The organism is Isoptericola aurantiacus (assembly GCF_044769875.1).
Classification (GTDB): Bacteria; Actinomycetota; Actinomycetes; order Actinomycetales; family Cellulomonadaceae; genus Isoptericola; species Isoptericola aurantiacus.
In genome coordinates this window covers 1,414,646-1,426,017 of the sequence record NZ_JBJBAE010000001.1, presented here as the reverse complement: position 1 = coordinate 1,426,017, position 11,372 = coordinate 1,414,646, and the positions used below count along the sequence as shown (strand labels likewise).

Here is an 11,372-nt window from a genome sequence, read left to right as displayed (position 1 = left end):
TCGGCCGGGCACCACGCACGGTGCCCGGCCGGCGTCGGGCCTCGGGACGGCGAGCCGCTCAGCCTCTGTCGGCCGCGAGCTGCAGCACCGACTCCGCCAGCGCCCGGGTCCCGACGGCCACGTCACCGGCGGAGACGTCCTCGTCGGGGTGGTGACTGACGCCGTCGGGATTGCGCAGGAACAGCATGCCGACGTCCGTCACGGACCCGATCGCCATCGCGTCGTGGCCCGCCCGGCTGAAGATCGTGGCCGGGTCGTCGACGCCGCGGTCGAGCGTCGAGACGATGCCCGCCCGCACGACGTCCTGCAGCAGCGGCGCGCAGAAGACGGCCGGGGCCGAGTGCACCTCGCGGGAGTGCCAGCGCAGCCCCCGGCGTCCCATGATCACGTCGAGCTCCCGCTCGATCGCACCCCACACCCGGTCCCGCTCACCGTCCAGCTCGCCGCGCAGGTCCAGGCTGAGGTGGGCCTCGCCGGGGACCACGTTCACCGCGCCGGGGTAGGTCTCGAGCCGACCGACGGTACCGATCATGTGGTGCTCGGCCCGGCAGAGACGCTCGACCGCGAGCGCCGCCTCGCTGGCACCGAGCAGCGCGTCACGCCGCCGCTCGTACGGGGTGCCGCCGGCGTGCCGCGCCTCGCCCTCCACGACGAGCTGGAACCGCCGGGCCGACGCGATCGAGGACACGACGGCGAGGGACTCGCCCCGCTCGTCGAGCTCGGGTCCCTGTTCGATGTGCGCCTCGAGATAGCCCGCCAGCTCCTCGGGGCGGCGTGCCGCCTCCCCGATACGTCCGGGGTCGAGCCCGAACTCGACGAACGCCTCGCGCAGGGTGACGCCGTCGCCGTCCGCCAACGACCACCAGTCGGGGTCCCACGTCCCGGCGACGGCGGACGAGCCCAGCAACGCCTTGCCGAACCGGGTGCCCTCCTCGTCCGAGAACGCCACCACCTCGAGCGCGAAGGGCAGCGGGGCACGCCACCCGTCGCCGTCGGGCGCCGGCACACGCAGCATCCGCACCACCTCGAGCCCCATGAGGACGCCGACGATCCCGTCGTAGCGACCCGCGTCCGGCACGGTGTCGAGGTGGGATCCGATGACCAGCGCGGGCGCGTCGAGGTCGGGAGTGCCGGACGCCGTCGTCCGCTCGAGCCGACCGATCTGGTTGCCGGCCGCGTCGGTGCGGGTGCTCATCCCCGTCTCGCGCATCCACTGCGCCGCGAGCCGGTTCACGCGGGCGTGCTCCGGTGACAGGTAGACGCGCTCGATACCGCTCTCGGCGGCGCTGACCCGGGCGAGCTCGTCGCAGCGGGCCATCACGCGCCGTGCCGCCGCGGCCACCGCCCCGGGGTCCGTCTGCAGCAGCGCCATCAGGCGCCCCGGTAGACGTCGGCGGCGGCCTCGGTCCCACCCCCGGGCGGGACGGCGCAGCCGAACCGGCGCAGGACCGCCTCGAGGGCGGCCAGCGTGGTCAGCACGGCGTCCTGGCGGGCGTTGTATCCCATGGTCCCGATGCGCCACACCCGCCCGTGCAACGGGCCGAACGACGTGCCGATCTCGATGCCGAAGTCCGTCAGCAGCGCGGCGCGCGCGGCGTCACCGGGCACGCCGTCGGGGATCTCCACGGCGACCACGTTGTGCATCTTGTGGGCGACGTCGCCGAACACCTCCAGCCCCAGCCCTCGCACGCCGGCGAGCATGGCGTCGCCGGCCAGGCGGTGCCGCTCGACGACGGCGTCGCGCCCCTCGGCCAGGATCACGCGCGCGCACTCGCGCGCCGCGTACAGCATCGAGGTGGCCTCGGTGTGGTGGTTGAGCCGCCGCGGCCCCCAGTAGTCGAGAATCATGCCGAGGTCGAAGTAGTTCGAGCGCACGAAGTCGCTGGCATCGGGGTCGTCAGGCTCACGGATGCCGGCCTCGACCCGCCGGCGGGAGCGCACCACCTCCACGGCGCGCTCCGAGAGCGTGAGCGGCGCCGAGCCGGACGGCCCGCCGAGGCACTTCTGCAGGCCCGCGGTGGCGGCGTCGAGCCCCCAGGCGTCGGCCTCGAACGCGTTCCCCCCGAGCGAGGCGGTGGCGTCGGCGTAGAACAGCACCCCGTGCTTCTCGCAGAGCGCCCCGACCTCCTCCAGGGGCTGGTTCATCGTGGTCGACGTGTCCCCCTGCACCAGAGCGAGCAGGGTGGGCCGTACCCTCCGGATCGCCTGCTCGATCAGCGAGACCGGGACCACCTGCCCCCACGGCACCTCGATCGTGTGCACCTCGGCCATCGCCCGCTCGGCGATCTCGGCGAGCAGCAGCCCGAACCGGCCGAACACCGGTACGAGCACGCGTTCCCCCGGACGCACGAGCGAGAGGATCGCGGCCTCGATCCCGGCGCGCGACGTGCCGTCGATCAGCACCGTGGCCTCGTTCACCGTCCCCCAGACCTGCCGGTAGAGCTCCTGGGTCTCGGCCATCGAGGTGGTCATGAACGGGTCGTACTGGCCCACCAGCGGCGCCGACATCGCGCGCAGCACGCTCGGGTAGGCCGAGACGGGGCCGGGGCCCATGAGCAGGCGGGCGGGCGGGTCGATCGGTCCGGGCAGGGTGGTGCCGGTCATGCGGTCGTTCCTCCGGTCGGGGCGGCGGCGTGGTCCGGGTCGGCGACGCGGGCGAGCCGGCGCGCCAGGCGGACGAGAGCGATGTCGGTGTCGGCGCGGGCCACCAGGCACACGCCGACGGGCGCGGGGCCGAGCAGCGAGCCGACGGTGAGCAGGGGCGCCGACAGGGCGGGCAGCCCCGCGACGGCGGCCGGGGCGGTGAGCTGCAGCGTGGCGGTCCGTACGGCGTCGACCCGTTCGCCGCCGCTGGTCCGCAGCGGCGCCGGTCCGGGGACGGTGGGCAGGAGCAGCACGGCGTCGGCGACGAGCCCCCGCACCCGCTCACCCAGCGGGGCCAGGGCGGACCGTGCCGCAGCCTCGTCCTGCGCCGTCACCCGCGCCGCGGCCCGGAACCGTGCCGCGACCGCGGGACCCAGGGCACCGGGGTGCTCCTGGACCCACGCCCCGTCGTTGCGCCAGGCCTCGGCGCCCTGGACGGTGCGGAACGCCGCCAGGATCTCCTCGGGGTCGCCGATCGAGACCTGGTCGACCCGGGGGGCGTCGGGACGGGCTGCGAGCGCCGCCAGGAACCCGTCGAACGCCTCCCGGGTGTCGGGCTCGACCACGGCGAGCAGCTCGGAGGGCACGGCGAACCGCCAGGGCAGGTCGCGCCCGGACTCGCCGTAGACGCTCTCGGTGGACTCCGAGCCGTCGTAGCTCAGGCACCAGTCGGCCACCCGCTGGAGCGTGTCGCCGTCGCGGGTGAGCCACCCCACCGTGTCGAACGACTGGGCCAGCGGCAGCATCCCCTGCCGGGGCACCAGGCCGTGCGTCGTGCGCAGACCCCACAGCCCCTGGTACGAGGCGGGCACCCGGACCGACCCGGCGGTGTCGGTCGCGAGCGCCACCTCGGCCTGCCCGGTGGCCACGGCCGACGCCGGCCCGCTCGACGAACCTCCCGGCAGCGCGCCGGGCAGCGCGCCGTTGGGTGGGGTGCCGTAGTGGGCGTTGTCGCCGGCGATGGAATAGGCCAGCTCGTCCGTCCGGGCGATGCCGCGCAGGGACGCCCCGCCCCGCAGCAGGTCCGAGACCGCGGGCGCGGTGGACGACTCGCGGCGGGCCCCGTCCAGGTAGGTCGGGTTGCCGGCGCCGATGCGGTAGCCCTGGATCGCGAACAGGTCCTTGACCGCCACCGTGAGGCCCGCCAGCGGGCCCTCCCAGGCACCCTGGAGGAACGGCGTGCCGACGGTCCGCCAGATCGACCGGTCGAGCGCGGCCGGCCGCGGCGTCACGTGGGCCGCGGTGATGAGCCAGGTGCCCCCGAGGCGCTGCCACACCTGGGTCTGCAGGCCGGTGCCGCCGGTCGCGTAGCGCGAGACGGAGACCAGCAGGGCGACGTCGGGGCCGAGCTCGCGGTGCTCGATCCGTTCGATCCGGCGCGGCGGGACGCCACCGCGGGTGCCGCGGAACGCCGAGATCGCCTCGTGGCCGACCAGCAGCCCGGCGGCGTCGCCGCGCAGCGTCGACTCCCCCGGTGCGAACGACGCGTCGAGGGTGTCGAGGTCGTTCGCGACGATCGCGGCCTCGTAGCGTGTGAACGCCTCGAGCAGGTCGGGCGGCACCGCGTCGGCACCCTGGACGGCGCTCATCCCGCGCTCCCGTCCGCCGTCGTGCCACCGGGCGGCACGCGGCCCGCCGTGGGCACCCGGGCGAAGTCGGCCTCGCGGACACGGGCGTGGACGCCGCAGACGACGTCCACCACCTGGGAGATGTCGAAGTCGGTCGCCGCGCTCAGGTAGGCGTAGGCGAGGTGCTCGTCCAGCCCCCACCGGGCCCGCAGCAACGCGATGGCGGCACGCACGGCCCGGCGCATCGCCTCGCCGAGGTCGGGGTCGAGCCCCGTGGGCACCAGGTAGCCGCCGGCCCGCACCAGAGGCCCGGACACCTCGCCGAACGCGGCGAGCGCCTCCGCACGGGGCACGACGTCGAACCGCAGCGTGGCGCGCAGGGACGCCTCGAGCGCGGTGAGCGCCACCTCCCCGTCCCCCTGGGCGAAGTGGGGGTCGCCGACGTAGACGAGCGCGCCGTCGACCTGGACGGGCAGGTAGAGCTCCGAGCCCTCGGTGAGCAGGTTGATGTCGATGTTGCCGCCGTGCGGTCCGGGCGGCACCGAGTGCGGGCGCTCGTCGTCGGCCACGGCCACGCCCATGGTCCCCAGGAACGGCGCCAGCGGGAACTCGACGGCCCGCGGACCGCCCTCGGCGACCGGGAGCGTGCCGACGAGCCCGCCGTCCCGCTCGGCCACGGGGCAGAAGACGCTGACGTTGCCCTCGGTGCGGGGCAGCTCGCCCGCCAGGGCACCCTTGCCGTGCCGGTTGGAGATGACGCCGTAGGGCACGCGCGGCACCAGCCTCTCGACGGTGATCCGCAGCAGGTCGCCGGGGGCGGCGCCCGTGACCCGGACGGGCCCGGTGACGACGTGCGGGCCGTCGACGTCGGGCGCGTGCGCGAGCTGCGCGGCGATGGCGACGGCGTCGTCGAGGATCTCCTCGCGCGGCACCCCGTGGCCGGTGAAGTAGGCGACCGGGTCCTTGCCCTGGTCCTCGAGCAGGCCCTCGTGGCTGACCGTGTCGACCGTGACGGACGCGCCGTCGTCGACGGTGAGGACCGCCGGGTCGGTGCGGCACGGCAGCCTGCCCCACAGCACCGTGCCGGGACCGGCGCCGAGGTAGTGGTCGCCGGGCAGGTCGCCGTGCCCCGGCTGCAGGATCGGCACGGACGTTCGCATGGTCTCCTCCGGTGCGGTGGTCACGGGCGGCCGCCCGTCGCGGCGGCCGGCCGGGCACCCGTCGGTGCGGACAGCAGCCGGCCGGCCGGTGGGCGTGCGGCCGCGTCCGGAGCAGCACCGGTCGTGTCGTGCACGACGTCGCCGCGCAGCCAGGTCCGGCGCACCCGGCCCTTCAGGGTGCGGTGGTCGTAGGCCGTGATCGGATTCTTGTGCAGCAGCGCACGCGCGTCGACCGGGAACGGGTCGTCGACGCCGAGCTCGACCAGGTGCGCGTCCGCGCCGGGTGCGATGACGCCGAGGCCCTCGAGACCGGCGACGGCGGCCGGCCCCGTGGTGAACAGGGGGACGAGTGTCTCCAGCGCCACACCGCGGGAGCGCGCCTCGGTCCACACCGCCGACAGCCCGACCTGCAGGCCGGCGATGCCGCCCCACGCCAGCCCGAAGTCGCCGTCGCCGGATCGCTTGAGGTCGACCGTGGAGGGCGAGTGGTCGCTGACGACGGCGTCGATCGTCCCGTCCAGGAGCCCCTCCCACAGCAGGTCACGGTTCGCCGCGCCGCGGATCGGCGGACAGCACTTGAACTCCGCGGCCCCGTCGGGGATCTCCTCGGCCGTGATCGTCAGGTAGTGCGGGCAGGTCTCGACGGTCAGGTCGACGCCGTCGGCCCGGGCGGCCCGGATCACCGGCAGGGACCCGCCGTCGCTGAGGTGCACGACGTGCGCGCGGGCCCCCGTGCGCCGGGCGGCCTCGACGACCGCCCGGACCGCGGACGCCTCGCTCGCCGGTGGCCGCGAGCGCAGGAACGCCTCGTACCGCCGCCCGAGCGCGCCGTCGGCGTGGATCAGCTCCGGGTCCTCGGCGTGCACGATCAGCCGGGAACCCAGCCGCGCGACCTCCTGCATCGCCGCCTCGAGCCGCACCGGGTCGAGGTACCCGAACTCGTCGACCCCGGACGGCGACAGGAAGCACTTGAACCCGTACACCCCGGCGTCGTGCAGCCCGTCCAGCGCACCGAGGTTCTCCGGGACGGCCCCGCCCCAGAAGCCGACGTCCACGTGCGTCGAGCCGGCGGCCGCCGTCTGCTTGACCGCCAGCGCCTCGGGCGTCGTCGTGGGCGGCAGGGAGTTCAGCGGCATGTCGACGATGGTGGTGACGCCGCCGGCGGCCGCGGCGGCCGTGGCCGAGGCGAACCCCTCCCACTCGGTCCGGCCGGGTTCGTTGACGTGGACGTGCGAGTCGACCAGGCCGGGCAGCAGCACCGCGTCGTCGGCCACCGCGATCTCCTCGGCGTCGGGCACGGGATCGTCCCGGCCGACGACGGCGGCGATGCGGCCGTCCTCGACGACGACGGCCGCCGGTCGGAAGGAACCGTCGACGAATGCACTGCCGGCCCGGAGAACCGACCGCCGGGTCATGGGGCTCCTCCCGTGACGGACGTGCCGTCGGCCGGGTTCACTGCCATGGGCGTACTCCTGACGGTTGCGACGAGACCACCGGGACGCCTCCCGCGCCCGGCTCCGGGCCATCGTGCCGTCAAGTTATTGCTTAACACCATCGAGCGGGTTTCGTCCGGGTAACACCTCGACGGCGAGGTCGCTCCGACGGGGTGCACGGACCGGCGCAGCGGACGCGCCGCACCGCAGGGGACCGACGCGGTCACGCCGTCGTCATCCTCCCGAAACGACCGCGCAGCCTCGGCGACGTACGTTCGCCGGACGAGAGGAGCCCCGTGCACATCGATCACTTCGACACCCTCGACCCGCCGTCGGCCCGGTCGGTCGTGACCGTGTGGGCCGCCGTGCCGACCTGGGTCGACGCCCTGGTCGCCGGGCGGCCCTACCGGTCCACGTCCGTGCTGACGGAGCGGGCCGCGCAGCTGGCGGCCCGGTGGGGCCGGGCCGAGCTCGACGCGGCGCTGGCCCACCACCCCCGGATCGGCGACCGGCCGACGGGCACCGGGCCGGAGGCCGCCGCCTCGCGCCGCGAGCAGGCGAGCATGGCAGCAGCCGACGACGCCGTCGCGGCGCGCATCGCGGCCGGCAACCGCACCTACGAGGAGCGCTTCGGGCGCGTCTTCCTCGTCCGGGCCGCCGGACGCTCGCCGGTCGAGATGCTCGCCGAGCTCGAGCGCCGCCTGGGCCACGACGAGGACACCGAGACCGCCGAGGCCTGCGAGCAGCTCGCCCAGATCGCGCTCCTGCGCCTGCGGGACACGGTCACGGACGACGCGGACGACGGCGACGTGACGGCGACGACGAAGGGGACGGCCCCATGAGCCATCTGACGACCCACGTGCTGGACACCACCGCCGGGGTCCCGGCGACGGGCGTCGCCGTCGAGCTGACGGACGCCGGCGGCGCGTCCATGGCCACCGGCACCACCGACGACGACGGCCGCGCGGCCCTGGGCCCCGACCTGCTGCCGGCCGGGCGGTACACCCTGACCTTCGCCACCGGGGCTTACTTCGCCGCGCAGGGCACGGAGACCTTCTACCCCGTGGTCACGGTGACCTTCGTCGTCGAGGTCGCCGACGACGGCACGAGCCCTCATCACCACGTGCCGCTCCTGCTGAGCCCGTTCGCCTACTCGACCTACCGCGGGAGCTGATCGCCGTGCGGATCATCGTCATCGGTGCGGGCGTCGGCGGGACGAGCGCCGCGATCGCCCTGCAACGGCTGGGGCACGACGTCGTCGTCTACGACCGCATGCGCGAGAACAAGCCGGTGGGCGCCGCGTTGTCCCTGTGGTCCAACGGGGTCAAGGTCCTCAACTGGCTCGGCCTCGGCGAGCAGGTCGCCGCGCTCGGCGGCGCCATGGAGGACATGGCCTACCTCGACGGGCACACCGGTGCCGAGATGTGCCGGTTCAGCCTGGCACCCGTCACCGCGGCCACCGGGCAGCGGCCCTATCCGGTGGCCCGGGCCGACCTGCAGCGCCTGCTCATGGAGACGTTCGGCACGGCGAACATCCACCTCGGCAAGCAGATGGTCGCCGTGGCCGACGACGGCGAGCAGGTCACCGCGACCTTCGCCGACGGGTCCACCGACACCGCCGACCTCCTGCTCGGGGCCGACGGCGCCCGCTCGATCACCCGGGACCACGTCACCGGGGCGGACGAGGACGGACCACGCATCGAGCGCACCTACTCGGGCTACACCAACTTCAACGGGCTGATCGCCGCGGACACCGCCGTCGGGCCGAAGAACCAGTGGACGACGTACGTCGCCGAGGGCAAGCGCGCCGCCGTCATGCCCGTGGCCGACGGCCGCTTCTACTTCTGGTTCGACGTGCCGCAGCCCGCCGGGCTGCCGTACGGGCCCACCGACGGCACGGCCCCCCTGGAGGAGGCGTTCGCCGGCTGGGCGCCCGGGGTCCAGGCGCTGCTGGCGGCGATCGACCCGCAGCGGTCGCTCAACCGGGTGGAGATCTGGGACATCGACCCGTTCCACACGTGGACCCGCGGCCGGGTGGCGCTCCTCGGCGACGCCGCGCACAACACCGCACCCGACATCGGCCAGGGCGCCTGCCTGGCGCTGGAGGACACGTTCGCGCTCGCCATCAGCCTCGCCACGAACACCGTGAGCGTCGAGGACTCGCTGCGACGGTACGCCGCCGCCCGCAGCGAGCGGGCCGGCGAGCTGGTGCTGCGCGCCCGGGCCCGCGGCGACGAGACGCACGGGTACGACGCCGCGAGGACCGCCGCCTGGTACGACAGCCTGCGCGGCGCCGACGGCAGCGGGATCATCCGGGGCATCGTCGGCAACATCACCGGCAGCCCCGTGAACCTCGGCGTCGGGACGCTCTGACGGGTGGCGGCGCTCTCCTCACCCGGAGTGCGCCGCCACCCGTCAGTAGCGCTACTCGGCGTCGGCCTCCTTCACGGCCACCTGACGCTGCGCCGGGTAGCGCAGCTGCTCGACCATCTCCTGGACGTGCTCCGTCGGCGGCCTCGTCAGGTTCGACACCACGATCGTGACGATCAGGTTCACCAGGGCGCCCAGCGCACCGATACCCTCCGGCGAGATCCCCCAGATGAACTCGTGCGCAGACGTGCCGAACACGTCGAGCGTGTAGATCATGTACGTCCCGGTGAACGCCAGGCCGGCGATCATTCCCGACGCCGCACCGACCGCGTTGGCGCGTTTCCAGAAGATCCCCAGCACGAGGATCGGGAAGAACGTCGAGGCCGCCAACCCGAAGGCGAACGCGACCACCTGGGCGACGTACGCGGGCGGGTTGATGCCGCCGTAGATCGCCACGACCACGGCCAGCCCCATCGCGATGCGGCCGACGAGCAGCCGCTGCGACTCCGAGGCCTCCTTCTTGACGACCCGGAAGTACAGGTCGTGGGAGACCGAGGAGGAGATGACCAGCAGCAGACCCGCCGCCGTCGACATCGCCGCGGCCAGACCTCCTGCGGCCACCAGCCCCACGATCGGCGCCGGCAGGCCGGCGATCTCGGGGGTCGCCAGCACGAGGATGTCGTTGTTGACGATGAGGTCCGCCCCGGACTCCGGGTCGTTGCTGAGCGAGGTGATCGTCTGGGCGGACTCGCTGACCGTCACCAGACCGGTGGCGGCCCAGTTGTTCACCCAGGCGGGCAGCGAGGCGACCGCCACGCCGTCGACCGACTGCATGAGGTTCAGCTTGGTGAACGCCCCGACGGCGGGTGCCGTCGTGTACAGCAGGCCGATGAAGATCAGCGCCCAGAACGCGGAGAATCGCGCCCCGCGCACCGTGCGGGTCGTGTAGAAGCGGATGATGACGTGCGGCAGGCCCGCCGTACCGATCATCAGCGACATGGTCACCAGGAACACGTCGAGCTGCGGGCGGACCGCGAACGCCTCGGTGTAGGCCGAGAGCCCGAACTGCTCGCTCAGGGCGTCCAGCTCGGCCAGGATCTGGCCGAACGTGACCTGCGGGACCGGGAAGCCGGTCACCTTCTGCGCGATGGTCCACGCCGGGATGAGGTAGGCGACGATCATCACCGAGTACTGCGCCACCTGGGTCCAGGTGATGCCCTTCATGCCGCCGAGCACGGCGTACAGGAAGATGATGACGGCCGCGACGGCCACCCCGCCCTCGATCGAGAGGTTGAGGAACCGGCTGAAGACGATGCCGCCGCCGCGCATCTGCCCGACGACGTACGTGAACGACACGATGATCGCCGCGACGGCCGCGATGAGGCGGACGTACTCGGAGTACCGGTCGCCGACGAACTCCGGCACGGTGAACTTGCCCCACTTGCGCAGGTACGGCGCCAGCAGCAGGGCGAGCAGCACGTAGCCGCCCGTCCAGCCCATGAGGTAGACCGAGCCGTCCGACCCCATGAAGGCGATGAGGCCCGCCATGGAGATGAACGACGCCGCGGACATCCAGTCCGCCGCGACGGCCGCACCGTTGGCGACGGCCGGGATGCCCTGGCCGGCCACGTAGAAGCCCTTGGTCTCCTTCACCCGGCTGCGCCACGCGATGTAGATGTACGTCGCGAAGGTCAGGCCCACGAAGACGAGGGTCCAGATCTGGATGTCGCTCACAGCCGCTTCCCCTCGTCGTCACGCTCGGCCACGCCGTACTCGTCGTCGAGCCGGTCCATGCGCAGCGTGTACACCAGGATCAGGATGATGAAGGTGTAGATGGAGCCCTGCTGCGCGAACCACAGCCCGAGCGGGAAGCCGAGGATCTCGATCGTGTTGAGCTGCTCGATCAGCAGGATCCCGCAGACGAACGAGACCAGGAACCAGATGGCCAGCAGCACCACCATCAGCCGGACGTTCTTCCTCCAGTACTCCTGACGCCAGCCGTTGCCTCCGGGCGGAGGACTCGGGTCTGGCGCGCTCCCTGGCGCGGTCTCACTCATCGGACGCTCCCTTCGTCGCGTACACCCCGAGCACCGTCGCTCGGGGCACGTCCGGAACCAGCCGCACGGGACCGGTCCGGCACCCGTACGGGTCGAGCGAACCGCGCCGTCGTCGCTGGTCACAAGGCTTGCCCGTCCGAC

The 11,372-nt window shown here is 73.6% G+C and carries 10 protein-coding genes; 3 read left to right on the top strand and 7 right to left on the bottom strand.

Annotation, left to right across the window (positions count from 1 at the left end; translation table 11 throughout):
- Positions 1–58 precede the first annotated feature (58 nt).
- The 5 genes from ACIQLL_RS06425 to allB are packed head-to-tail and all read right to left on the bottom strand — an operon-like array spanning position 59 to position 6,786.
- A complete protein-coding gene (locus ACIQLL_RS06425; protein ID WP_402464476.1) occupies positions 59–1,372 on the bottom strand; it encodes a Zn-dependent hydrolase in 1,314 nt (437 codons plus the stop codon).
- Positions 1,372–2,604, bottom strand: a complete 1,233-nt coding sequence (locus ACIQLL_RS06420) for a pyridoxal-phosphate-dependent aminotransferase family protein (protein WP_402464475.1) — start codon at positions 2,602–2,604, stop codon at positions 1,372–1,374. Before ACIQLL_RS06420 ends, ACIQLL_RS06425 begins: the two co-directional genes overlap by 1 nt.
- Positions 2,601–4,232: an AtzH-like domain-containing protein gene (locus ACIQLL_RS06415; protein ID WP_402464473.1), complete on the bottom strand. Its 1,632-nt coding sequence runs from the start codon at positions 4,230–4,232 to the stop codon at positions 2,601–2,603. The genes ACIQLL_RS06420 and ACIQLL_RS06415 overlap by 4 nt, the downstream gene beginning before the upstream one ends.
- Positions 4,229–5,371 (bottom strand): acetamidase/formamidase family protein, encoded by a 1,143-nt coding sequence (locus tag ACIQLL_RS06410; RefSeq protein WP_402464471.1) that lies wholly within the window; start codon positions 5,369–5,371, stop codon positions 4,229–4,231. Before ACIQLL_RS06410 ends, ACIQLL_RS06415 begins: the two co-directional genes overlap by 4 nt.
- A gap of 20 nt (positions 5,372–5,391) precedes the next feature.
- Entirely contained in the window at positions 5,392–6,786 is a 1,395-nt protein-coding gene (gene allB, locus ACIQLL_RS06405; protein WP_402464469.1) for an allantoinase AllB, read from the bottom strand.
- 314 nt (positions 6,787–7,100) lie between these two features.
- On the opposite strand from allB, the gene uraD reads away from it, so the two are divergent.
- The 3 genes from uraD to hpxO are packed head-to-tail and all read left to right on the top strand — an operon-like array spanning position 7,101 to position 9,177.
- Positions 7,101–7,646 carry a 2-oxo-4-hydroxy-4-carboxy-5-ureidoimidazoline decarboxylase gene (gene uraD, locus ACIQLL_RS06400; protein WP_402464467.1) on the top strand — a complete coding sequence of 182 codons (546 nt, stop codon included), beginning with the start codon at positions 7,101–7,103 and terminating at the stop codon, positions 7,644–7,646.
- Complete coding sequence (gene uraH / locus ACIQLL_RS06395; protein WP_402464465.1) at positions 7,643–7,978, top strand: hydroxyisourate hydrolase; 336 nt, start codon at positions 7,643–7,645, stop codon at positions 7,976–7,978. Before uraD ends, uraH begins: the two co-directional genes overlap by 4 nt.
- A 5-nt stretch (positions 7,979–7,983) precedes the next feature.
- Complete coding sequence (gene hpxO / locus ACIQLL_RS06390; protein ID WP_402464463.1) at positions 7,984–9,177, top strand: FAD-dependent urate hydroxylase HpxO; 1,194 nt, start codon at positions 7,984–7,986, stop codon at positions 9,175–9,177.
- Between the two features lie 51 nt (positions 9,178–9,228).
- Here hpxO and ACIQLL_RS06385 read toward each other — a convergent pair whose 3' ends face one another.
- Both ACIQLL_RS06385 and ACIQLL_RS06380 read right to left on the bottom strand, forming a co-directional pair.
- The gene (locus tag ACIQLL_RS06385; RefSeq protein ID WP_402464461.1) at positions 9,229–10,908 is read right to left on the bottom strand and encodes a sodium:solute symporter family protein; all 1,680 of its coding nucleotides are present in this window, start codon (positions 10,906–10,908) and stop codon (positions 9,229–9,231) included.
- Positions 10,905–11,231 carry a DUF4212 domain-containing protein gene (locus ACIQLL_RS06380; RefSeq protein ID WP_402464459.1) on the bottom strand — a complete coding sequence of 109 codons (327 nt, stop codon included), beginning with the start codon at positions 11,229–11,231 and terminating at the stop codon, positions 10,905–10,907. The genes ACIQLL_RS06385 and ACIQLL_RS06380 overlap by 4 nt, the downstream gene beginning before the upstream one ends.
- Between the last annotated feature and the right edge of the window lie 141 nt (positions 11,232–11,372).